At 38.6% G+C, this 25715-nt stretch carries 19 protein-coding genes and 1 riboswitch; of the genes, 2 read left to right on the top strand and 17 right to left on the bottom strand.

Going from position 1 to position 25715, the window contains the following annotated elements:
• Nucleotides 1–37: 37 nt before the first annotated feature.
• The 10 genes from MHI22_RS03885 to MHI22_RS03840 form a co-directional block, all read right to left on the bottom strand.
• Complete coding sequence (locus tag MHI22_RS03885; protein ID WP_036126026.1) at nt 38–235, bottom strand: DUF6501 family protein; 198 nt, start codon at nt 233–235, stop codon at nt 38–40.
• Between the two features lie 264 nt (nt 236–499).
• Entirely contained in the window at nt 500–1231 is a 732-nt protein-coding gene (locus MHI22_RS03880) for an amino acid ABC transporter ATP-binding protein (RefSeq protein WP_036126028.1), read from the bottom strand.
• Between the two features lie 12 nt (nt 1232–1243).
• Nucleotides 1244–1969: an amino acid ABC transporter permease gene (locus tag MHI22_RS03875; protein WP_036126030.1), complete on the bottom strand. Its 726-nt coding sequence runs from the start codon at nt 1967–1969 to the stop codon at nt 1244–1246.
• Between the two features lie 170 nt (nt 1970–2139).
• Nucleotides 2140–2997: a transporter substrate-binding domain-containing protein gene (locus MHI22_RS03870; RefSeq protein ID WP_340811094.1), complete on the bottom strand. Its 858-nt coding sequence runs from the start codon at nt 2995–2997 to the stop codon at nt 2140–2142.
• Between the two features lie 118 nt (nt 2998–3115).
• A riboswitch (Lysine riboswitch) is annotated at nt 3116–3302 on the bottom strand.
• 433 nt (nt 3303–3735) lie between these two features.
• The gene (gene tnpA, locus MHI22_RS03865; protein ID WP_036129052.1) at nt 3736–4209 is read right to left on the bottom strand and encodes an IS200/IS605 family transposase; all 474 of its coding nucleotides are present in this window, start codon (nt 4207–4209) and stop codon (nt 3736–3738) included.
• Nucleotides 4210–4380: 171 nt separating this feature from the next.
• A complete protein-coding gene (odhB, locus tag MHI22_RS03860; protein WP_249645685.1) occupies nt 4381–5640 on the bottom strand; it encodes a 2-oxoglutarate dehydrogenase complex dihydrolipoyllysine-residue succinyltransferase in 1260 nt (419 codons plus the stop codon).
• Nucleotides 5641–5734: 94 nt separating this feature from the next.
• Nucleotides 5735–8560 carry a 2-oxoglutarate dehydrogenase E1 component gene (locus MHI22_RS03855; protein WP_271913357.1) on the bottom strand — a complete coding sequence of 942 codons (2826 nt, stop codon included), beginning with the start codon at nt 8558–8560 and terminating at the stop codon, nt 5735–5737.
• A gap of 232 nt (nt 8561–8792) precedes the next feature.
• Nucleotides 8793–10178, bottom strand: a complete 1386-nt coding sequence (locus MHI22_RS03850; RefSeq protein ID WP_036126039.1) for a HAMP domain-containing sensor histidine kinase — start codon at nt 10176–10178, stop codon at nt 8793–8795.
• Nucleotides 10175–10849, bottom strand: coding sequence for a response regulator transcription factor (locus MHI22_RS03845; protein WP_058844437.1), 675 nt, complete (start codon nt 10847–10849; stop codon nt 10175–10177). Before MHI22_RS03845 ends, MHI22_RS03850 begins: the two co-directional genes overlap by 4 nt.
• A 113-nt stretch (nt 10850–10962) precedes the next feature.
• Nucleotides 10963–12990: a diguanylate cyclase domain-containing protein gene (locus tag MHI22_RS03840; protein WP_036126045.1), complete on the bottom strand. Its 2028-nt coding sequence runs from the start codon at nt 12988–12990 to the stop codon at nt 10963–10965.
• A gap of 541 nt (nt 12991–13531) precedes the next feature.
• On the opposite strand from MHI22_RS03840, the gene MHI22_RS03835 reads away from it, so the two are divergent.
• Entirely contained in the window at nt 13532–14080 is a 549-nt protein-coding gene (locus MHI22_RS03835; RefSeq protein ID WP_089933612.1) for a GNAT family N-acetyltransferase, read from the top strand.
• An 81-nt stretch (nt 14081–14161) separates the two neighbouring features.
• On the opposite strand, the gene MHI22_RS03830 is transcribed toward MHI22_RS03835, so the two are convergent.
• Nucleotides 14162–15238, bottom strand: coding sequence for an undecaprenyldiphospho-muramoylpentapeptide beta-N-acetylglucosaminyltransferase (locus tag MHI22_RS03830; protein ID WP_036126049.1), 1077 nt, complete (start codon nt 15236–15238; stop codon nt 14162–14164).
• A gap of 172 nt (nt 15239–15410) precedes the next feature.
• Here MHI22_RS03830 and MHI22_RS03825 point away from each other — a divergent pair, with 172 nt between their 5' ends.
• A complete protein-coding gene (locus tag MHI22_RS03825) occupies nt 15411–16757 on the top strand; it encodes an MATE family efflux transporter (RefSeq protein ID WP_340811092.1) in 1347 nt (448 codons plus the stop codon).
• Nucleotides 16758–16799: 42 nt separating this feature from the next.
• Here the strand turns inward: MHI22_RS03825 and MHI22_RS03820 are convergent, their stop codons facing one another.
• The 6 genes from MHI22_RS03820 to MHI22_RS03795 all read right to left on the bottom strand — a co-directional run bounded on the left by MHI22_RS03820 (nt 16800) and on the right by MHI22_RS03795 (nt 25683).
• On the bottom strand, nt 16800–17876 hold the full coding sequence (locus tag MHI22_RS03820; protein ID WP_058844439.1) for a Ger(x)C family spore germination protein: 1077 nt from the start codon (nt 17874–17876) through the stop codon (nt 16800–16802).
• Nucleotides 17866–18894 carry a GerAB/ArcD/ProY family transporter gene (locus MHI22_RS03815; protein WP_340811090.1) on the bottom strand — a complete coding sequence of 343 codons (1029 nt, stop codon included), beginning with the start codon at nt 18892–18894 and terminating at the stop codon, nt 17866–17868. Before MHI22_RS03815 ends, MHI22_RS03820 begins: the two co-directional genes overlap by 11 nt.
• Nucleotides 18891–20324 carry a spore germination protein gene (locus MHI22_RS03810; RefSeq protein ID WP_249645688.1) on the bottom strand — a complete coding sequence of 478 codons (1434 nt, stop codon included), beginning with the start codon at nt 20322–20324 and terminating at the stop codon, nt 18891–18893. The genes MHI22_RS03815 and MHI22_RS03810 overlap by 4 nt, the downstream gene beginning before the upstream one ends.
• Before the next feature lie 119 nt (nt 20325–20443).
• Nucleotides 20444–23398: an EAL domain-containing protein gene (locus tag MHI22_RS03805; RefSeq protein WP_340811089.1), complete on the bottom strand. Its 2955-nt coding sequence runs from the start codon at nt 23396–23398 to the stop codon at nt 20444–20446.
• A gap of 251 nt (nt 23399–23649) precedes the next feature.
• A complete protein-coding gene (locus MHI22_RS03800) occupies nt 23650–24336 on the bottom strand; it encodes a CAP domain-containing protein (protein WP_036126066.1) in 687 nt (228 codons plus the stop codon).
• A gap of 444 nt (nt 24337–24780) precedes the next feature.
• Nucleotides 24781–25683, bottom strand: coding sequence for a CobW family GTP-binding protein (locus MHI22_RS03795; RefSeq protein ID WP_058844442.1), 903 nt, complete (start codon nt 25681–25683; stop codon nt 24781–24783).
• Nucleotides 25684–25715: the final 32 nt, after the last annotated feature.

Genomic DNA, 25715 nt, shown 5'->3' with positions numbered 1-25715 from the left:
GTGGCTCAGCATATAATCTGAACCACCCTGTTTTATGTTATTCAAAATAATCTTTATAGTAGCCACCGACATTACCTGTATTATCGATGATAAAAATGAACTCTTCTGTTTCATTTTTTACTTCATATTCTTTCCCTACTGTTAATACATTGGACACTAAGTATTTTGATGCATTTGTATGTTTGCAAGTTATCGTTCGTAGTGTTGGCGCATCTTTCCATTTTAAATGTAACATATTCTCTCTACCTCTCTTTACTAGCCGAAGCTAATGTCTATTGCTTATTTTATAATATTTTTGGGCTTTTGTGGAGAAAAAAGAAAGACTATAGCTATTCTATCCAAAAAAAATGACTATTTGAGGTGTTATGATGAGTTTTGGTGGTGTACCGCAATGGTTTTTTATTATTGCTGTAGCATTTGCAATCTGCTTTGTTCTTTATGCAGAATGGAATTCTAGAAAATAAGTGAGTCCAATAAATCGGACTCACTTTTTCTATGCTTATTTTAATGTCCGCTTTAAAAATTCTTTTGTCCGTTCATGCTGAGGGTTTACTAATACTTGTGATGGCGGGCCTTCCTCGACAATGATGCCTTTATCCATAAAGACGACACGATCTGCCACCTCTTTGGCAAACTCCATCTCATGTGTCACGATTAACATTGTATTCCCCTCAGTGGCTAACTGTCGCATCACCTTTAATACCTCACCGACCATTTCTGGGTCTAATGCCGAAGTCGGTTCATCAAATAGCATGACATCTGGATTCATTGACAATGCTCGAGCGATAGCCACACGCTGCTTTTGCCCCCCTGAAAGCTGACGAGGCTTGGCGTTCACATATTGATCCATACCAACGATATTCAAATATTTAAGCGCCGTTTCTTCTGCTTCTTTCTTTGATCGCTTCAATACTTTGATTTGGCCCACTGTGCAATTGTTTAACACATTGTGATTGTTAAATAAATTGAATTGCTGGAATACCATTCCTAGATGTGTACGATATTCTTGAATATTGTGCTTATCATCTAAAATGTCTTCCCCTTTATAAATAATTTGACCACCACTTGGTGTTTCTAATAAATTGATGCAACGAAGTAATGTTGATTTACCAGAACCAGAAGAGCCAATTAAACAAACGACTTCGCCTTTTTCTACTTGGAAATTTACATCTTTTAACACTTGGTTACGTCCAAATGATTTACTTAAATGTTCAATCTTAATCACTGCCATTTGTGCGTCCCCCTATACAGCTTCTTTTTGTTCTTTTTGATAGGCATCAGGTCCATCTAGACGTTTTTCAACATAGAGAAGGATGCGAGATGCGGTAAATGTCATGATAAAATAAAGAATACATGCAACAAAGAATGATTCAAAATAACGGAAGTTGTTACCTGAAATTGATTTTGTTTGGAAGAATAATTCCGTTACCCCAATGACATTTAATACGGCTGTATCCTTAATATTCATAATTAATTGGTTACCTGTCGCCGGCAAGACATTGCGTGCTACTTGTGGTAAAACAACATGCAGCATGATTTGGAAGTGATTCATACCAATTGCCGACGCTGCCTCGTATTGACCATTATCAATCGAGACAATACCACCTCGAACAATTTCTGCCATATAGGCCCCTGTGTTAAGGGAAACGACTAAAATACCTGCTGTAATAAAATGCATATCGATACCAAATGCAATATCTAGTCCGTAGTAGACTACCATAGCCTGTACAATCATTGGTGTACCACGGAAAAATTCAACATAGCATGTCAGGATAAAATTAATAAGCTTTAAGCTATAAAATTTTAAACCTTTTTTACGAACTGGAATCGTATGCATAATTCCAATGAAAAATCCGATGAATGCACCAATAATTGTACTAATAATCGAAATCAGTAACGTATAATACGCACCTCGTAAAAACATTTGCCAGTTGTTTTCAATAATTGAAAGTATCCATTCAAGACTCATGATGTTCCTCCTAACAATGTCATGTTGCTTGCTTATTTCCTTCGTGTCCTAGCTATTTCTACTATTCTATGATTTGTTACGCTAGGACATTATCATTATGTAGAGAGGTTCTCATTTTGATAATGATGAAATGATCATGCACGGACCAGCAACTAGCCCGTGCCTTGTCATTATTGTGCTGCTGGTTGTTGAGAAATCGCTTCTTCCATAATCGCTTGACGATCGTCTTCCGAAATACCTTTTAGGATTTCGTTGATTTTTTCACGGTTTGCATCGTCTTTACGTAAGCCTACAGCAATCGAAGTATTGGAAAGATCCGTATCAAAGCCTTCTTCAAATGCGACATATGTGAACTTATCGTTGGCAGTAGCAGCGGAAATACCTTCTGGACGTTCTGCTACATAGCCATCAATTTTGCCAGCCTCTAAAGCGACACGCATTGCGGGGAAGCTTTCCATTGCTGTTTGTTTTTCTACACCGTTAATTTGATCAATAACGTTGTAGTTCGATGTATTTAATTGTGAAGTAATTTTAGCACCAGAGAAATCTTGAATCGATTTTGCATTTTCATACTTGCTACCTTTCTTAATAACCATAACGAAATCAGAAGTATAGTAGTTTTCTGTAAAATCAATCGTTTTCTTACGCTCTTCAGTTGGTGACATACCCGCGATAATCGCATCAATTTTGTTAGATTGTAGCGCTGGTACTAATCCGTCCCATTCCATTTTGACAATGACTAGCTCTTTGCCTAAGCCTTCAGCAATTTTTTTTGCCATTTGGACATCGTAGCCGCCTGCATACTCTGCATTATCAGCAATTTTCACTGCACCATTAGCATCACCTTGCTGTGTCCAGTTAAATGGTGGATAGCCAGCCTCCATTCCGATTCGGAATTCACCGCCACTTGCTTCCTTGTCAGCACCAGCATCACCTGAACCGCCATCCTTTTTGTCGCTAGTGCCACATGCAGCTAGCACAATTGCTGTCATGATAGAGATCATTACTAACAACCATTTTCTTTTCATAAAAAACTCCCCTTTTCTGTAAAAAAATAAGACAACTGTAATAAAAAAGACCTAAGTATATTGAACTTAGGTCTTACCTTGTATGACAGTTGCCCAAATCCTCACTATAATTTCCATTTTCCGAGATAGCACAACCTAGTAAATCTGGAAATCCATTTACTAGGACAGTCCTGCACTTATTCACTGCAGACCCAGCATAAAAGTACGAGCTCCTTTTATACTTCGGCGATATTTCCTTCTTCATTGCGTCTTCGCTTGCTTGAACTCAACAATGAACTAATAAATACCGCGCCTCTACCTCACTGGTAAACGTTAGTGAGGTTTGTTTATTTAATTGATATTTAGATACTACTATAAAACTAGTACACTCGTCAAGACAGTTTTAACATTTTTCTGACTAATGACAATATTAGGATATTGTTCGTTCTCTATTCATTTTAAATCGTTAAGCTTCTATCGATATTTCTGAAAATTAAAACAAATTTTTATTATAGAGTATGTGCTCTATGTGAGAAAAGTTGTGTTTATGTCTTTTTTGCTCCTCTAAACGATATAACATTAGTACTCTTTCAAACATAGAATCGGTCAAAATCTTTCGTCATGCATAATCAGAACCACCAGTATAACTGGTGGTTTGCTCTGCGCGTGAAACGCTGGGGTACTGGCCCATGTCTAAAGACATTCTGAATGGTCTGCCAACCGCACTCCGTTTTCACACAAACCGCTAAAGCGGCTTACTTATTTTTTCTTTCTCTTGATTTCTTCTCCTGTGAATGGGTCAATGAATTCTTTCATCGTCATTTGATCTTGCAGGATATCTTCTTGTAATTGATTTTTTATATACTCTTGTATCTTTTTCTTATTTCGGCCGACTGTGTCCACATAGTATCCTCGACACCAGAATTGACGATTACCGTATTTATACTTTAAATTTGCATGTCGGTCGAAAATCATTAGACTACTCTTCCCTTTTAAATAACCCATGAACGCAGATACACTCAATTTCGGTGGAATACTTACCAACATATGAATATGGTCAGGACAGGCTGTTGCCTCTATGATTTCTACATCTTTTCTTTCACATAATTGGCGCAATATTCTTCCAACATCTGCTTTAATTTGACCATAAATAATCTGCCTTCTATACTTTGGCGCAAAGACGATATGATACTTACAATTCCACGTTGTATGTGCTAAACTTTTATTATCCATTTATGGTGGCTCCTTTCGTACGAAGTCGGTTGACTAGACCTGACTTTATTGTACGTTTGGAGTTTTTTTATTGTCCATAGCTAAAAGCTTTCCGGAACCCCCTGCATAGCAGGGGGTTTTCAAAGCACACAAAAAAACCCTGCTGAACATTGTTCGCAGGGTTGAATCGCATTATGAATTTAATAGTAAATCTTCAGGATTTTCGATTAATTCTTTAACTGTTTTTAAGAATCCTACAGAATCTTTTCCATCGATGATACGGTGATCGTAAGAAAGTGCTACATACATCATTGGACGGATTTGAACTTCACCATTTACTGCAACTGGACGGTTAACAATTGAGTGCATACCTAAAATACCAGCTTGCGTACCGTTCATAATAGGAGTTGACATTAATGAACCGAATACACCACCATTTGTAATTGTGAATGATCCACCAGCCATGTCATTTAAGCCTAATTTTTTATCACGAGCTTTTGTCGCTAAGTTAGCGATATCTTTTTCGATTTCTGCAAAGTTTTTGCTGTTTGCATCGCGTACAACTGGTACAACTAAACCTTCTTCAGTTGATACAGCAATACCGATATCAAAGAAGTTATTTAAATGAATTTCATCACCAGAGATTTGAGCGTTTACGTATGGGTATTTTTTTAGTGCTGCAACAACAGCTTTTGTGAAGAATGACATGAAACCAAGTTTGATGTCGTTTGCTTTTACAAACTCTTCTTGTTTACGTTTACGAAGTGCCATGATATTTGTCATGTCAATTTCGTTAAATGTTGTTAACATTGCTGTTGATTGTTTCACTTCTAATAAACGTTTAGCAATTGTTTGGCGACGACGGCTCATTTTTTCAACTGTTACACGGTCAGAATTAGCTGCTGGTGTAAATACTACTGGGCCACCTGAAGTTGCTACTGATGTAGGTGCTGCTACTGGTGCTACAGCTGGAGCTGTACCATGAGCTGCTACATCTTGTACACGTACACGTCCTTGTGGATCTACTGGAGATACTGCTGCAAGGTTGATACCTTTTTCACGAGCAAGACGACGTGCTGCTGGAGAGGCGATTACTCGCTCACCAGAAGTTTCTTCTACAACTGGAGCCGCTGCTACTGGTGCAGATGCTGCTTGTGGCGCTGCTGGAGCCGGAGCTGCTTCAGCTGGAGCCGCTGCAGGTGCAGGTGCTGCGCCTTCGCCTGCTTCTACTACTGCGATAACTTGACCAACTAGTACAGTATCGCCTTCTTCAGCTAAAATTTGTGTTAATACACCTGCTTCTTCAGAAATGATTTCAGCGTTTACTTTATCTGTTTCAAGTTCAACGATGAATTCACCTTTTTCAACGCGATCGCCCACTTTTTTTACCCACTGTGCGATACTACCTTCTGTAATCGATTCTGCTAATTCAGGGACTTTAATTTCAGCCACTTTCATTTCCTCCTTTGATTAACGTGCATGACGCACATAAAAGGGCTACTGCTTGAGGGCAAGTAGCCCGTTTTTTTCAAAAATTTATATGTGATTATTTAACCTTCACTGGCTCAGCAACTGCCGCTTCAATTAATGCTGCTTGTGCTGCTTTATGAGAATCTGCATCCCCTTCAGAAGTTGAGCTCATTGCAGGACGACCTACATAGCGAAGTTTTTTACCTTCTGAAAGTTCATATAATGTTTCTAATGCATAATTCCATGAGCCTTGGTTTTTAGGTTCTTCTTGTACCCAAACAATTTCTTTCACATTTGGATACTTAGCAATAATACCAGCAACTTGCTCTTTTGGGAATGGGTAAAGTTGTTCTACACGAATAATGTGTAAATGATCGAAGCCTTCTCCGTCTTTTACGCGATCCGCTAAGTCGATCATCACTTTACCAGTTCCTAAAACGATACGCTCTACAGCTTCTGGTTTAGCGCCTAAACCTGGTTGTTCAATCACTTCTTGGAATGAACCATTTGCTAATTGTTCAGCATTCGCCGCAGCTAATGGGTGACGTAATAGTGATTTTGGTGATACGACTACAAGTGGACGTACCCCTTCTGTACCTAATAACGCTGCTTGACGGCGTAATAAATGATAGTAGTTACCTGCGTTTGAACAGTTCGCTACAAACCAGTTGTTTTCAGCTGACATTTGTAAATAGCGTTCCATACGGCTTGAAGAGTGCTCTGGACCTTGACCTTCATAACCATGTGGTAAAAGGATCACTAATCCAGATTTTTGGCCCCATTTAGAGCGTGCCCCTGAAATAAAGTTATCAAACATCACTTGTGCCATGTTCGCAAAGTCACCGAATTGTGCTTCCCACACTGTTAAAACATGACTATTTTCTAGGTTGTAACCATACTCAAAGCCTACTACTCCCGCTTCAGTCAGTGGAGAGTTGTGTACTGAGAAGGATGCACTCGCACCAGAAATATGATGAAGCGGTGTGAAGACATTCCCATTGTTTTTATCGTGAAGTACTAAGTGACGTTGAGAGAATGTACCACGTTGAGCATCTTGACCTGTAAAACGTACTGGTGTGCCGTCTTGGATAATTGTCGCATATGCTAACGTTTCTGCATGGCCCCAGTCAATTTTTGCTGATGCATAGGCATCACGACGTTTTTCTAAAATTTTGCCAAGCTTTTTCTGTGGCTCGAAGTTTTCTTCAAACACTAAAAGCTCTTCATTGATTTTTTCTAAACGTTCCGCACCAACTGCTGTATCAATTTGTGGGAACTCTACTTTTAATTCTGCTGGCATTTCTAAATGCTGATGATCATCTTTATCTGCCATTTCTCTTACATGGTCATAGGCTGCTTGCATTTCTGCATAGATTGCTGTATCTAAGGCAGCTACATCTTCAGCAGATAGAAGACCTTCAGCCACTAATTGTGCTCCATATAAAGCACGCACTGTTTCATGTTTAGAAACCAATTTGTATGTTTCTGGGTTTGTCACAGTTGGGTCATCTGTTTCATTATGACCATGGCGACGGTAACCAACTAAGTCTACAATAATATCTTTGCCGAATTTTTGACGGTAGTTAGCAGCAAAACGACCCACTTGCGCTACTGCCTCTGGGCTATCTGCGTTGACATGGATTACTGGTACCTCGTAACCTTTTGCTGGGTCAGAAGAGTACACAGAAGAACGAGAATCATAATGCTCAGTTGTGAAACCGATCATATTGTTCGCGATAATGTGGATTGTACCACCTGTTGTAAAGCCTTCTGTTTTAGCAAAGTTTAAAACCTCAGTCACAATCCCTTGACCTGGGAATGCAGCATCACCGTGCACTAAAATACCTAAGCCTTTAGTACGGTCGTGTACCGCTTGGCCTGGTTTAGACGTATCATCTTGTGTTGCACGAGTAGCTCCAAGTACAACTGGATTGCCAACTTCTAAGTGAGATGGGTTGTAAGCCAATTTAACATTCATACCCGATTCACGGTTGTAAGAAGCACCCATATGGTATTTCACATCACCTGTCCAACCTTTTGTAATTTCAAGGCGGCCATGCTCAGGCATAAATAACTCATTTGAAACATGTGCAAAGTCAGAGAACATCATGTCATAAGGTTTGTTTAAGATGTGTGTTAAAACATTTAAACGACCACGGTGTGCCATACCAATACGTACATTTTCTACATTTTTGGCTTCTGCTGTTTTAACGATTTCATCAAATAGAACGATTTGCGTATCTAAGCCCTCACCAGAGAAACGCTTTTGCCCTACAAAAGTTTTATGAATAAATTTTTCGAAATTTTCAACGCGAGTTAAACGATCTAATAAGGCTTTCTTCTCTTCAGAAGATAATGCTTGTTTAAATAAGCCTGATTCAATTTGCGCTTGAATCCAATCACGTTCTTCTGTAGCTACTACGTGACCGTATTCAAATGCCACTTTATCTGTATAAACAGCTTTTAGATAGTCGATTGCATCCTTACCATTTTTCACGTTTGCTGGCACATCTTTGAAGAAGATTGCTGCAGGAATTTCAGCTAAATCCGCAGCGCTTAAGTTGAACGCGCTTTCTTCAATTTGAGCTGTTTGTAGTTCACGGTTTTTCAGAGGATAAATATCTGCCGCTAAATGACCGTGTGAACGGATTGCGTCTGCTAATTTCACAGCGGCTAACACTTTTTTGTAATCGCCAGCAGGAGCCGCTGCTGTATGACTAACTACAGCTACTTCACCTTCTACTACTACTGGTGCACCAAATTGTTGGAATAAAGAAACTAACTCCGGTTCTACTTCTTCAGGAGACTGTAAGAATAAGTCGTATTGCTCCATCACATATCCTAGGTTAGGACCAGAGAAAGCTGACCATGGAGAACTTACAGTTGTAACGTTGTTCGACATGAAAAATGACCTCCAAATTTTGCCTTTCGGCAGTTCCATTAATTAAATTACAATTAATTATATAATATTTAGCCGTTCTTTAAAAGAAAGTTTCACACTACTTTTCCATATTTTAAAGAACGTTTTTTCCATCTCAATCTTACTACTCTTCACAAAAAATACAACTCTTTTTAGCAAATTAAGCAATTTTTTTCGCAAAGGATAGAATAATGAAATAAAGCGTGAATTTTTCTTAATATTTTAGCGGTATTCTTAGCGAGAAAACGGTTCCAATATTAACCTCACTCTTGACTTCTACTGTCGCATTGTATTTTTCAAGTAACATCTTCGAAATGCTAAGTCCTAAGCCAGTTCCACCAATTTGACGATTTCTTGCTTCATCCACTCGATAAAATCGATCAAAGATAAACGGCATATTCTCTTCTGCTATTCCTATACCATTATCAGCAATTTCTAAACATGCAATTTTTCCAGCAGTTGTAAGAGAAATTTCAATCTCAGGAATTTTTTCACAATAACGAATTGCATTCTCTATTATATTACGAACGATTTGACTTAGTGCATTTTCGGTAATAAATAACGGACCGATTTCGCCATTTTTCGACAGCGATATTCGTGCTTGTGGATGGACAAGCTGTAGCTCCTCCATGACGGCTTCTATTACTACTAGTGCATTTGCCTCACTTGCCTCATCTTTTTCCTCACGTCGTGCAAGCTCTAATAATTCCTCAATCATTTTACGCATCCGAGCAATTTCCGTTAGTGAAGTATCAATGGATTCTTCTAAAATGGCTGGATCATCTTTGCCCCATCTTTTTAACAAGGAGAGATGCCCTTCAATGGCTTGAATCGGTGTTCGCAGTTCATGGGAAGCATCTGCGACAAATTGTTGCTGCTGGGTAAAGGAAATTTGCAGCTCATTCATCATCGCATTGTACATTTTTAACAGATCACCAATCTCATCCTGTGATGTATAGGTTAGCTGGATAGGCTGATTAAATCCTTGGTCTACCACCGTCTTCATGGATGCACGCAATTCATGTAATGGCTTCATTAAATAATTGGCCAAATAATAGCCAATGGAGCCTGATAGTATCAATGCCCCTATCCCCGCTATTAGCATCGCTGTCAGAAGGTAATGCATAAGGGATTGAAAGCTAGTCAAAGGATGAATAACTTGGATATAGCCTTGAAAAAAGCCGATCCGTATCGGTTCATTGATGACGAGTACATCCTTCTTATCGATGGTCATTTCCAGAACTTCTTGCATCGATTGTAGCGGTGCAGCAGCTGAAGTATCATTGATACGTAAAATATCCACTCCATCTCTATTAAATATTCTGACCGTTTCATCGCGATCGGCAATGGATTTGAGCAAACCTGTATTTTGTTGTATTTGCTGAATGGTAACATTAGGACCTTGTGATTCTAAAAAGGAGATAATATCGTCACTTGTACGTTTGACCTTACCTTCCTCATCGTTTAAGAGCCATGTATGAAGCGAAAGATAAACGACTATACAAATAATTGTAAAGCTAATAAAGATGACACTACTTGATGTCAGCATCCATTTTTTCTGTAAAGATTGGTGACGTACATAATTTTTTAATTTATTCATTCACGCATCACATACCCAACACCACGAACAGTTTCTATATAAGCGTTCATATCACCAGGGAGCTTTGTGCGTAAATGTCTGATATAAACGTCTACTACATTGGTCTCGATATCCGTATCATAGCCCCAAACTGACGTTAAAATATGCTCCCTCGTACACACTCTATTTTTGTGCTCGATTAATAGTTTTAGTAAATCATATTCTGTCTTTGTTAGGTCAAGTTTATTCCCTTGAACAAAAACTTCATAGGCTGCCACATCTATTTCAATATCTCGTAAACATAAAGATTCGCTGCTAGTAGGCTCTGGTGTGACACGACGTAAAATCGTCCGTATTCTAGCAAGCAGCTCTTCAATAGCAAAAGGCTTGACGATATAGTCATCGGCTCCTGCATCTAAGCCCGCTACACGGTCCATTACAGCATCTCTCGCCGTTAATAAAATAATTGGCACCTGTGACTGCGTTCGGATACGGCGGCAAATTTCAATGCCATTAATGCCTGGCAGCATCACATCCAATAAGAGAACATCAAAATTTTCCGTAGTGGCCAAAGCCAGTCCATCCCGTCCATCAAAGGCTGTTTTCACCTCATAGCCCTCATGCTGTAATTCTAGTTCAACAAAACGCGCAATATGCTTCTCATCTTCTACCAACAATATCTTCTTAGGCATTGTATCACCTTCTATTCTAAAATAACGATATAGGATATTTATCCCTCTCACGTTCTAGCATAACATCAAACAAAAAGTCTGTCTCACAAGGGAAACCTTGTGGACAGACTTTTTTATTGTATTCCCGAAATGGAAAGATTATTTTTTCCCAACTCTTTTGATCGATATAAAGCTCGGTCGGCTAAATCCATTAACTCATCCAAAGTTTGTGCATGATCTGGATAATAGGCAATACCGATTGAGGCTGTAGGAGTAAAATGATGGTCTTCAATCATCCAGCCTTCTGCTAGTTCATCGCGGATTCGACGAATAATATGCATAATTTGGTCATGCCTTTTATCAGCTTCTCTTGTTAAACCTGTTAGGATGACGATAAATTCATCGCCACCAATTCGAATGACCATGTCATGACTGCGAACCGTTTGATTTAAGGCATTACCAAAGCGCTGAATAAACGCATCCCCTGTGTCATGACCAAAACGATCGTTGACTTCTTTAAAATCATCACCATCTAGATAGAGCATGGCGACACAGGTTTGATTTTCAGCTGCTTTAGCCAGTATTTTCGGAAACTCTTTTTGTAAATAACGTCGATTAGGTAGCTGTGTTAACGCATCATGATAGGCTAAATAGAGCAAATCATTTTCTCTTTCTTTACGATGAGTAATTTCTCGAGACACCATCATAATTTGTGAAACCTTTTCACGTTCAGGGTCATGTACAACCGTGACATTGCCCTCTGTCCAAATCGGTGTACCGTCCTTCGCCTTTAGTAAAAGCTCAAACTGTGTTTCTGGCTGACCTGTAAAATTGTTTAAAAATGTTTGCCATTCGTTTTTACTTTCTTGATCTAAAATATCACTGTAAAACTGCCCAAGTAGCTCTTCATTTTCATACCCTAAATAAATCCCATAGGATGGAGACGCATAAAGAATAATGCCATCTTCATTCGTAATCACGATTAAATCATTTGTATTTTCCGTAATGAGTCGGAAAGTACGTTCAATATTTTTTAATTCTGTGAACATTTTTTTCTTATCTGTAATATTATAGTTAATGGTTAAAATTTGTTCGATTTTACCGAACTCATTTTTTAACGGCACAATGGTTGCCTCCACCCAATAATCGGCATGATATTTTGTGCGATAGCACAGTTCTCCTCGCCAAATCTCCATTGTATCCAGCTTGCCTTCGATTAATTGTAAAAAGTTTTGCGCATTGAACCTTGGCTCCATTAATGAATAGGGCTGACCTATTAATTCCTCCGCAGTGTAGCCAGAAGCCTGTAAAAACATATCGCTTGCTTCCGTAATATAGCCTTTATGGTCCAATACAGCAATGGCTGTAGCTGAATTTAAGGCAGACTTAAAAACTTCTAAACCATGAGACTTCGAACGTAATTCTGCTTTTTGTAAAGTAAATTGAGTAAAATCCTGCATGATTAGAAAGATAGCAAACGAATTATCATCCTGCATTACAGGCGATAGGGACATTAAATACATGCGCTCCTGACCTTCTGACGTAAACAGCTTGATCAGCTTTTTATCAAGGTTTTCCCCTCTCGCTGCTTTTTGTAAACAAGCTTCAATGTGTTCAACCTCTTCTTTCGGGATGATCGGTAAATCAACAAACAATTTTTGCTTGACAGTTTCATTATCTAATTGGAAATCTTCCATAAAGCAAGAATTCACTTCGTATACCATACCTTCGGCCGATAAAATGACCGTGGAGAAAAAGGCATGGTCAAACATGGACCGCATAAATAAAAATTTATCCTCAATATTGCGGTCATAGAGGATTTCCTTTGTGATGGCTAATATATAGTCTTCATTATTATATTTCAACGGTCTGACAGACGTTTCGTATTTATGAACCTCCGACTGAAAATACGCATAATCTACATAGTCAACCTGATTATGCTCCCTAATCGCTTGATCGTAGTTTTTCTGAATGATCGAAAAAATGCGCTCTGAGGTAACGCTTGAAATCATTTTTCCAATCGCCTCATTTGATAACAGGTCACGAGCTGCTTGGTTTAAGCGAATATATTGATAATCATCCTCTACTTTTTTCATGAGAAAAGCAAAATCTTTGCCAATAAATAATGAATTAAAAAAATCTTCGCTTAAAAGATACTCCATGCTGTCACCTCCAGAAAAGCCATTGCAATCATGATAAAAATGCTAGTATGTATGTTTTGTTCGATTTTATATAATACTACTATTATAACATAAAAATCAAAAATTACCCTTACAGAATAAGATAAATTATATCCTTTTTAGGATATTTTTTGATATATTACCTATTGTAGAAACATTTAAATCCTACTAAAGAAGTGTATAAATGATTAATATTAGATAAAATTGATAGGATAGACTTAATGCTAAAAAACAACAATATTTTCGCCAACGCCTCTTCTTTTGTCAGAATTTACTGACTACTAAACTCAAATTTTGTTTTTTTCGAGCAAAATGATTGCATCAAACAGCTTTCGTGTTATATTATATTTAAAAAACTAGCCTTTTTTCGGTATGGTCGAAATCAGTAAGACAGCGGGAGATTATGGAATATCATAGTTATAACGTCTAGTTCTTTGGGTTTTAATTCCAGTACGAATTTTAGTTTTCTTCTTTATGCTTCAACGGAATTGTTTTAACTACCCTAGTAAAGGAGGCGTTTCGTATGCTTAAACATCGAGACCTGCATGAATGTACAGAGCTTTATGAGCTATTATCACACCCTTCTGTATTCCCTTTTGTCCGTCAGAAAGCCACATCCGCTGATGAGTATTGGTTTATGACAAAACAACTGATTGAAGAGGAAGCGAGAGGACTCGCTATCTCGAGGACCATTACTGATGATTGGGGTCAACCAATCGGCACCATTAGTATTCACGATGTGGAGGACGGTGCAGGCTTTTTAGGAACGTGGATTGGACTCCCTTACCAGGGTAAAGGCTATAATCAAAAGGCAAAAATGCTATTTTTGAATGAGTTATTTTTTGATTATAATTTCCATACGGTATTTCTCCGTATACGAGTTGAAAATTTAAAATCACAGCGTGCCGCATTAAAGCTACCTTATGTGGTGAGTGCTAATGAAAGTCATCCGACTTTATTAGAACAGGTCAATAGCGGTGAAGCTCAATTTAATTTATTCAAAATTCAAAAAGATTTATTCTACTTAATAACAGCACATCAAATGCAAGAAGGCGAAGAGCAAGCCATGTAATGTGTCATATATAATAAGAAGCTATAAGGTTTTGTCATCTTTGACCTGCCTCATAGCTTCTTTTCTTTTTTCAAAGAGCCTTTATTTTTTGTAGTGCAAAATTAATGTTGCCATTTCGTCTGGTGTTTTTGGTTTTTGCGTTTTGGACATCTTCTCGACCATTTCTGCCTTACACTCTGTTAATGTATGAACCGACTTCATAAAAGATTCCTTTGTTAATTCTTCTTCCTGCAGCACTTCCGCATAGCCCTGTTTTTTAAACAAGTTGGCATTTAAAATTTGATCCCCACGACTTTTTTGTGCGGATAGCGGCACTAATAGCATCGGCTTGTGGAGTGCCAAAAATTCGAAAATGGAGTTAGAGCCTGCTCGTGACACGATAAAATCTGCTGCATGCAATAGATCAGGTAACTCTGTTGTCACATACTCAAATTGCTTGTAGCCAGGCATTGTCTCTAGTGCTTGGTCATAGTTCCCTTTCCCACACAAATGAATAATATGAAATTGCTTTAAAAGCTCTGGTAAGTTTTGACGCAATGCCTCATTTAGAACAACAGAGCCTAAACTTCCGCCCATCACTAGTAAAACAGGCTTTAATGTTGAAAAGCCACAGAATGATAACCCTTTTGCCCGTTCGCCCTCAAACAACTCCGGACGAATAATGGAGCCTGTGCAAGTTGCCTTTTCTTGTGGTAAATGCTTTAGTGTTTCTTCAAAAATCGTGAACACATGAGAGGCAAAAGGCAGGGCAATTTTATTGGCAAGACCAGGTGTCACATCAGATTCATGTATAACAACAGGCACACCTGCCAGTTTTGCTGCCATAACAACAGGTACTGAAACAAAGCCACCCTTTGAAAAGACAACCTGTGGCTTTACTTTTTTAATAATACGAAAAGCCTGCATCATTCCAGCAAGCACTTTAAATGGGTCTGTAAAATTTTTCATTGAGAAATAACGACGCAATTTACCACTCGCAATGCCATAAAACGGAACATCGGGGAAAGCCTCGCCTATTAATTCTTTTTCAATACCTTGTTCTGAACCAATATAGTGGACATCATAACCAAGTTCAAGTAAAGACGGGAGTATCGCTTGATTTAACGATACATGGCCAGCTGTCCCACCACCGGTTAAAATGATAGTTTGTTGTTTCACATTAATTCTCCTATTCCTTAAAAACCATTGTAGTCCGCACTACTTTTTGTTTACAGTGTTCTATTTTACTATATGCTGAAGAAAAGATATAGATGAAGCACGAAAATTTCAAGCTTTTCTCTCTTTACATATGCTATACTTGTTCATTATGTTCACGAAGGAAGTATCAAATATGTACCAAACATCCACAATTAAGGAAAAATATGCACTACTTTTAAAAATGATTGTTCCCATCTTAGTAACACAAGTAGCCATTTATCTTATTTCATTTTTTGATATTTTAATGTCCAGTCGCTATGGGACCGCCGATTTAGCAGGTGTCTCAATCGGCTCCTCCATTTGGATGCCGATTTATACAGGACTGTCGGGTATTCTCCTTGCCATTACACCGATTGTCTCACAGCTAGTCGGAGCGAAACAAGAGATGGATGCCAAAAAGGCCGTTCAGCAAGGTATTTATGTAGCCATTTTGCTGGCAATCATCATCTTCACAGGGCTCTTTTTTGGCATCGATTGGATACTTAGCAAGATGAATTTAGAATCTGCTGTACATAGCATTGCAAAAGGCTACATCTATGCGATGTGTGCTGGTCTTTTACCTTTATTCTTATTTTTTGTCATGCGTTGTTTCATTGATGCCCTTGGGCAGACACGTGTCACAATGATTATTACATTATTGACAACGCCGATTAATATCGTCCTTAACTACATTTTTATTTTCGGTAAATTCGGCGCACCAGAGCTTGGCGGGATTGGTGCAGGTGTCGCAACAGCAATTACGTACTGGCTCATTTTCTTGATTACTGTATGGATTATCGCCAAACGAGTACCGTTCGAACGTTTCCGTTTGTTCCACCATTGGCCGAAGCTGGAATGGCTTCGATGGAAGGAAATTTTACTGATTGGTGTGCCAATTGGCATCTCCTTATTTGCAGAAACAAGCATTTTTTCTGCCGTTACCATGATGATGAGTAATTTTAGCACAGAAATTATTGCCGCTCATCAAATTGCCTTAAATTTCACCTCCCTGCTCTATATGGTGCCGCTTAGTATTTCCATGGGCGTTACCATATTAGTAGGCTTTGAAATTGGTGCTGGTCGCATGCAGGATGCTCGTATTTATAGTTATCTATGTGTCGGCACAGCCATTTTATTTAGTTTTATTTCTGCTTGTATCTTATTTATTTTACGTGAGCCTGTAGCTCATATGTATTCAACAGATCCTATAGTACTTGAGTATGCTGTACAATTTTTAGTTTATGCAGCCATTTTTCAGCTCTCGGATGCGATTCAAGCACCCGTACAAGGGGCATTACGTGGCTATAAGGATGTTATGATCACATTTATGATGGCAATTATCTCGTATTGGATCATTGGCTTGCCCGTGGGCTATATCCTTGCTACGCATACTGATTTTGGTCCATTTGGATATTGGATTGGACTTGTTGCTGGTTTAACAATGGGCGCAATCACCCTGCTTATCCGTCTGCTAATTGTTCAAAAAAGAGTTACCGTCTAACGACAAAAAATCGCTTTTCTCCCTCTTGAGAAAGGCGATTTTTTAGCGTAATACACCTGTACGAATGATTTTCACTTGAACAGACGGCACGAGCTGTAAGGATGTATATTCCGCATGCCAGTCGTCCTTAAACATCTTCGGGTGATAGGCACGAATATAGCGACCAATTCCTAATGTATCAGACTTTTGATTTTGAAGTATACGTAAGACCTCCTCAAACTCCGCCTGCAAATGCTTTTGAATCAATTGTTGAACATCCTTAAAAATGGTTTCTTTATACAAATGATCTTGGGCGAATTCTTCAATTCCGACCTCGAGTTGGTAATCCATCGTTATTCGTCTCAGTTCCTCATCCACTATCCATTTACGCTTCACATGGATAACATCTGCCGTAATCGGCATTTCTTTCCCGTCATGCTTCCACATATAACTCATACGTGCTTGCTTATTAGTTTGATTCATTAAAATGAGCATGATGAGGGATTGTTTTGGCGTTAATACTGTGCCCGTAAAGGTTTGACCAGAAAATAAAGCTAAACCAGCCGCAACAACGTGCTTTTTATCCTCACCTAGCCGAATATACGGTAGCGTGATATCGATTGTTTGTTCAAATAACATCGAGCCAATCGTTTGTAAATCTAATTTCGGAAAAAAGGTATTTTCCTCTGTACTTTCGATAAAGCGTTCATAATAAACGCCTGCGCTTCCAGCTAAATCCTTCGTTAAGTCGACGTATGGTTTGACATCCCCTTCTGTTATCGCCACTTTGATGGATATCGGATTTTGAGGATCGCGAAAATAAATATCCAAGATATCATAAATGGGCTCTCTCACTGTTTGATCCGCTATTAGGAGCGTTGATAGCTCCGATAGATCAAGCGTTTGCTCGACTTTCAAATTGGCGTTATTGCGTACATCTTTCGGTGAAATCCCTTCCGCTTCAATCACTTCATTTTGCTGTGCTGTTGTATTCGGATAAGCATAATAGCCTTTGTACTCCCCAACATAGCCTTCCACACCAACGAGTGTTACGACAGACGCATTTTTATAAAGGCGTTCATCCCAACATCCCGCTAAAAGCACTATAGATAAGATGATTATACTCCCTTTACGATACACGTTTTCCCCTCCATTTATTCCAACAGATAATGATGAGCGGTAGTAGAAAGGTAAAAAAGAATAATACATAGTGCAAAGAATTTTTAATAAACTCAATGCGCTGAAATTGCATCATAAAGAGCGGTAGTATTGCCAGTAAAAGATGGTAGATAATAATACTCCATTTCGGATGCTTCCTTTTTTTTGAAAGATACAGCACTCGAAAGGACAGACCAAAAATCATGACCGTGACAATAGACCATGATAGCCAAATATAGAGGAAGAAAATATCAAGTCGTTTAACAAATGTCACTTCCTGTGATTTTAAAATATACATAATCGGCTCTGGGATCAACTTGATTTCATCTAAGGCAAAGAACATTTGTGTAAAAAGCACGGAAATCAAATAAAATACAAAAATGACCAGTTGGTAGATGAATAAAGGCCGCCCTTTCACCTGTGTATCTTGTTTTAGAAATGGTCGATAAAGAAGGTACATTTCAATGCCAAAAAAAGCATAGGTACTATGAATCAAGCCCCCCATGATTTGTCTCATATGATTCCATTCAATAGGAAATAGATTACTCCATGTTAAATCGGGAATCGCCAGCATTAAAAAAAGCACAAAAAGGAAAATGATTGGTATGAGCATGACACCGATGTTAATGACCGTTTCTGGTCTTACTAGGTTGGCATACAAGGATAGTGCGACAATCAGTACAACAACGAGCCATTCAGGGGTTTGTGGTAATACCCATGTGGCCAAAACATATCCCATATAGGCAATCAGTACAGCCGCTAATAAAATCCAATAAAGCTGATAGACCCAGCGAAAAAATCGATTTAAATAAAAGTAGGCATAATAGCGTTCAAACAGGAGCAACAGACCATAATGAATGACACTTGCTAAAATAAAAACGAGCCAAGCATTATGTTGACTGTAAATGATTAAAGGGGTTTGGAAGGCAATATAGACGACACCTGTTTGAATAATAAATAGTACTAAAAAAAATTGAGCCTTAGATAGCGAAAACTTCATGGCGTATCCTCATTTTTTAGCTGTTCATCCTCTGGTGGGTCAAAGGAAGTAACTTGCACAGTCGGTTTAATGAATGGCCAGCGTAAAAAAATTTTATACACCGCTTTTGGCTGAAAAGGTACGATGGGTGAAAAATACGGCTGTTTAATAGAAGTTAAACTGATTAGATGAATGAGTAAAATAACAACCCCTATGACAATCCCTAAAAACCCAAACAATGAGGCTAGGACCATAAACGGAAAGCGTAACATACGTATGGTACTATTCAATTCAACGGATGGAACGACATAGCTTGAAATAGCCGTTAAGGCAACGACAATGACCATTAAATTAGACACTAACCCTGCATTAACGATGGCATCTCCTATTACTAGCCCCCCAACGATTCCAATTGTTTGCCCTACAGATTGCGGCAAACGTATACTCGATTCTCGAATAAGCTCCATAATGATTTCAAGAATGAGCGCTTCGATTAGTGGTCGATAAGGGATTTCATTCACATCGTTTTTCACTTGATTACTCAGTTCTAGTGGCAGTACCTCAAAATGAAAGCTAACTACTGCAATATAAAAAGCTGGTAAAAAAACCGCGGTTATAAACGACAGTAAGCGGACGATTTTATAAAAGGAGCCAACAACAACCCGACCATTATAATCATCGGGTGTTTGATAGAAAGAGAAAAAGGTCACGGGACCAATTAAGGCAGATGGTGAAATATTTGTCATGACCACGACCTTGCCCTCCACTAAATTGGCTACTACACGATCTGGATGCTCTGTATTTAACAATTGTGGAAAGGGCGATAACACCGAATCCTCTAACGCATCGCTTAATTGACCAATACTATAAAAATAGTCGATCTGAATCGCTGCAATCCGCTTTTCAACCTCCTGTAAGGTCTCAGGCTGTATGACCCCATCCATATACAGATAATAGGCCTTTGTTTTCGTTTGATGGCCAATCGAAAAAGATTTTACGACAAGTGCGGGATTATTCACTCGCTTTCGTATCAAAGCTAAATTGGTGTCTGCACGCTCAATCAAGCCCTCATGCGAACCTCGAAGAATATGTTCGTTGATCGGCTCTTCGAGATTTCGACGCACCTCATTTATGATGCTAAGTGTCAGCATCTCTCCCCTTTCAGGCAATATCACGATCGTTTCCCCTTGACAGACTCTTTCAATCGCTTGCGGTAAGGAAAAATCTTGCAATGTCGTAATTAACGTTTCACTCCAAAAAGGTTTATCTGTATCTAAACGGGCATAAATGGTATCCAGTACTTTTTGTACTTCCTTCGCATCAACTAGAGAAGCGTAAAAGCATAAAATAGCCGTATCCCCTTCATGCCAATCTACTTGTCTGACTGTCAAATCCGAGGAATGGTAGAATGCTTTTTGTAGGCTTTTCATCATATACTCCACTTTATCCATAAAACGCCCCCCTCTATTGGAGAGTATAAACATTTTTCGCCATTTTCAAACGCTTGCATAGTGGGATTCATAGCCATAAAAAAGATGCCCGTTAAAACAGAGGGGCATCTTTAAATGGATTATTTTTTAAAATAAGCTTCAATATCTTCATAGATAAAGGGCGTCCCCTCTATTTTTTCATGCTGATTATGCAAAGCTGTCATACGATTGATGATAGGCGCTAATTTCCCCTCATTTTCCTGCGTTAGATTGAAGGCTACTCCGTATGAATAAATTTGATACTTTTCCTCTAATGTCCATCTAAATGTACCTTCTATAGTAAATGACTGGTTCATCAACACAAAGTTAAATTGAAACTTCATCGTTTGATTGATTGGTAGCTTCAGTGTAGAGCGAATCTTCATTCCCCCTAAGCTAATATTTTCAATCACGATTGGCGTATGACCGATAGCAAGCTTTTGCTGGTTCATTTCAATAATGGTCATAGAGCCCTTCACATAGGCTGGGAAATGAAAGCGAAAATACTTGCGACGCTCCACAGCTGGCTTGTGATGGACAATTGCTTTCGGCGGTTCTAAGAAGCCTTTAGCTAGCATTTTTTCAAAAGCCTTCGCAGGAACTGCTTTTGAATAGATGCTTCCTTGTAGATAATGACATTCATGCTGCTTTAAAAAAATATATTGATCATAGCTTTCGACCCCTTTTGCCACTACTTGAATACCTAGCATTTTTGCTAAATAGATCGTTGTTGAGATAAGCCCATTTTCAATAGGATGATCATGGCGAATTTGCCGAATAAACGCCTCATAGATATGAAGCGTTGTTGGCTGAAACGTGCGCAATGATTCTAACGATGAATAGCCTGTTCCAAAATCACCAATAGCAATTTTGACACCAAGTTCTTGCAATTCCTTTAATACCGTCATAACACTTGCGCTATTTTTTAAAATGGTCCTTTCTGTAATTTCTAATTGTAAATAGTGAGCAGGGATTTCATTGAGCTGCAATTGCTCTTGAAGAAATGGGACAAAGCCCCTTTTCATCAAACGAATAGGTGAAATTTTGATGTTAATCGTACGCAGTACATGCCCATCTTGCTTCCATTTCCGCAAGAAAGCACATGCTTTTTTAATGACCCAATCTGTAATAATATGGATCATATGATTTTCTTCCGCTAAAGGGATAAATTCACCAGGTGACACAAGCCCCCATTCTTTATGATGCCAACGAATTAACGCCTCTGCCCCATAAATATTGCCTTTTTGTGGCTCTACCAATGGCTGAAAATATAGCTCAAATTCTTCATTTAACATCGCTTGACGCATATCACGATCTAGCACATATTGCTTATAGGAAGTAATATCTTCTGTAAAGGCATAAATATGAAAGCGATTGCGCCCTTGTTGCTTCGCATAGCACAAAGCAGAGTAAGCATTTTCTAATAAGATATTTCTCTTTCTACCTTCCTCAGGATAAAAAACAATGCCAATGCTAGCAGAGAGATGCAATTGATAGTCTTTAATCGTCAGAGCGGTATCAAAGATTTTCAGTAAACGATTAGCCAATGCGTAAATATGCTGTTTACTCACATATTTTTTCATTACCAAAATAAAATGCTGATGGTCTAGGCGTGCCAAGTAACTAGTATCATCGAGAAGCTTGGCAAAATGCTGGGTCACCACTCGAAGAAGCTCATCACCGATTTGTGAACCTAATGCATTATTTAGCACATGAAAACGATTAATGGAAATATAGAGAAGGGCAAATGGCTCGCCTGCCGAACAGAGCGTGTCCACTTTATCATGCAAGCTCAATTGATTTGGTAAGCCTGTCAATTCATCATAGTACACTAAATAATTGAGCTTCTTTTCTCGTTCAACCTCCTTTGTAATATCCGTTACTAAGCCAAAAATTTGATTTACTTTTCCCTTCTCATCGAGTCTCGGTACAATTTGCTCAAGCAACCATTTTGTTTGGTTTTCACCTGTAAAAATACGATAAATCACTTGGTAGCTCTTGCCGATAGCAAGATAATCGGTGTACGCTAGTACCTCCTCGCGATGTGCAGGGTGAATCATGTTAATCCATACTTCGGCGTCTTCGTAAAGCTTCGCTAGTGGAATGCCTAAAATCCCCTCTAGCCCTTTTGAGGCAAAAAGCATTGTTCCCCGAATGGAATCTCGCATCCAAATCCCCGCATCTAAATGATTAAAAATATAATGATAGTTGGCGAGTGTATCATTTAATGCCTGCTCAAGCAGTTTAAAAGCTGTCTGATCCTTTACAACCCCAACCATCTTAAAGGGCTTATTATCCTTCCAAGTTACTTCTGCCGCTGCTTGTACATAACGTAAATCATGAGTTTCACCATGGTATATTCGAAATTCACTATTCAAGTTGATGCCTTTTCGGGCATTGTTAAATGCATCGTAGGTCTTTTCATGGTCATCTGGATGGATGAATTGGAAAGCTCGATCAATACCGTCGTTTTCTGAACGGCTAAAGCCAAAAATTTGATAAAAATTATCGGAGCAATACAGCTTGTCATGCTGAATAAAGTATTCCCAGCTCCCTACTGCGGCAATATGCTGAGCATAATTTAAATGCTTTTCATGAAGCAATAATTGATGCTTCATCGCAGAATAGGTAGACATATCTTCAATAATTAAATAAAGCCCCTCTGCCTGATCCTCACCATTTTTAATCGGTATAAATGTTAGTACAAGGCTTAGCTGTTGACCTTGATGCTGTAGCCTTTCTATATCAATTTTGACCGATTTCCCCCGCAATGTTTGGTTGAATGCTCTTTTTAGCCGCTTATAATCAGGGACCGTCAAAATTCGCTTAAAATCCTCTGCATGGCTTGGTCGATAGTGTAATAGTTGATAGAGTGCCTCTTGATTTACATAAATAATTTCTCCATCCGCTGCAAAGACAATCATCATATCAGGGTGATACTTCGCAAAGGACATGGCATATGAGAATAAACGATGATCTTGAACTGTAGCCAGCGCTATCGCCTGTGTACTTTCTTCTCTTGCAAAAAAATGCTTTAATAAATTCGGCTTTTTCATCAACCTCACCCTTCCCTACTTTTTACCTACTACTAATTTAGTAATTCCCCAAAAACATAGTTTAAAAACTATCATTTTGATGGTTAGACGATAAAATTTAAAAGTTGGACGATAAAGGTTGATGTATGAGTGATGAAGCCTGTGATTTGCTCAATAATTAAACAGTCCATTAGCATTTAACTTTTGCAAATAAAAAAAGATACCCGATAAGCCATTAGAGACTTATCGGGTATCTTTTGTGTAAGCAGTGATTATTTTTGAATAAATTGTTGTGTCCAGTAGTTACCTGATTTCACGTAACCTACACCGATGTGCGTAAATTTACCATTTAAAATGTTCGCACGGTGACCTGGTGAGTCCATCCACGCTTGTACTACTTCTTGTGGTGAACGTTGACCTTGAGCAATGTTTTCTCCAGCACCTTTATAAGTGATGCCTAAAGCTTTCATACGATCAAATGGTGAACCGAATGTTGGACTTGTATGTGAGAAATACTTGTTTGTTTGCATATCTTGTGATTTTTCACGAGCTGCAGCCATTAATTTCGCATCTGTTTGAAGTGGTGATAAACCAGCTTTTGTACGCTCAGCGTTTGTTAATTTTACTACTTCCTGTTCAAATGCGTTCACATCTGAAGTTGTTGTTGATGGTGTTGAAGTAGCTGGTGGTGTTGCTGGTTTTTCGTTTTGTGATGATTGATTATTATTTGGCGTTGGTTGTGTATTATTATTTGTTGTTGGCACCTCTTTAGATGGTGTAGATGCCTGTGGTAATTTGATATTCCACTTATGATTGTTTGACCATTTATAATAATAAACTTTACAGTTCGTTGATTGCTGTACAGAATCCCCTTCTGTTGTATTAGCAGCAGCTGAAGCTATTTGAATTGGAGCTGCTAAAAGAATTGTTGCACAAATTGCAGTGAGTGTTTTTTTCATGTTTGCAATTCCTCCTTCTCTGCAACTAATCGTAAAGGATGATTTTCATAAAAATCTTACCAACATTTGCTAACGTCTCCAACGAAGAAAGAAATGCGCGAAAAATCGCGTTTTTTTTGCACTATTTTTTACTAGTTTTCGCCAATCTATGAAATACTTACGTTTGAAAGAGGGTTGACACCCCTCTTAAACTCGTTACTATTTTCGAAAATACGCATTTAAAATGAATAAAAAATGATGGTTTTATGCACTAGATTCTCAGCCTATTTTCTTACCTTCAATTATGGAATAGGCCTAGAGATAGCTAGTGTCGCGTGTTTATTGCTATTCAATATTACAGTTATGTTACAAAGGCATTACAATTCATTTACATAAAAATAAAATAACCTGCGTAAAGCTACATATGACGTACATATGCAACATTTCGCAGATTATCAAATTTATTCATTGTCCCCCAATGATAGGTAAAGAACTGACATTTTCTCCAATAATGACAAGTTTTGCTGGCATTTTGATATACTCAGGGAGCCATTGGACCATTCCATAAGCATATTGAAACAGCATCGGATTTTTAATGCCCTCAATCGGCACATAGCCCTTCATACGATAAATCGTTTCTGGTAATGTACGAATCCAATCTTCAAATTGCTCCTGTGTAAATTCGCTATCTGTGAATTCCACTAAGCGTGAGCCAAGCTGCATGGAGGCTATTGGCGCTTTGACAATGTCAGCTTTATCAACCTGTGCCGTTGCCTTTAAGCCTTCAAGTAAGTGAAGTGGGACTCGCCCATTCGTTGTTTGCAAAATAAAGGCATGTGGATTTAAGCCTTGGAGTTCGTAGACCACTTGTCCTTGCTCTGCCTCTGTTAATAAATCTGTTTTATTTGCTAATAATAAGTGCGCATGTCGAATTTGCTCCATAAATAAAGAGCGTACTTGCGGTGTTAACGTATCACGGTGCAGCCAGAGCTTGGAATCAGCCACTGTGATAATGCCTTTGACATTTAACTGATCTGCAAAAAGTGGTGAATACACAGCATCTAATGCTTCCACAGGATGAGCAGCTCCCGTTGTTTCAATAATTAATACATCAAAATCACTATCTAATAGAAGAGATTGAATTTGTGCCTCCGTTTTTTCAGCACCTGAACAGCAAATACAGCCCTCTAGCATCTCCTTGAGCGGGATATCTTTCTCCACTGCCTGTGAATCAAATGGCAGCTTTCCTAGCTCATTCATAATAACTGCAGGCTTTAGATTCTTTTCTTTTAATTGGCGAATGACATCCGTAAGCATGGATGTTTTGCCACTCCCTAAAAAGCCACTAAATAGGTATACATCTTTCATCATTTTTCCTCCTATAAAAAAAGCTGTCGCAA

This window comes from Lysinibacillus sp. FSL L8-0312, from assembly GCF_038003285.1.
Lineage (GTDB): Bacteria > Bacillota > Bacilli > Bacillales_A > Planococcaceae > Lysinibacillus > Lysinibacillus fusiformis_D.
The sequence above is the reverse complement of the archived record's forward strand: the minus strand, read 5'-3'. Positions and strand labels throughout refer to the sequence as shown.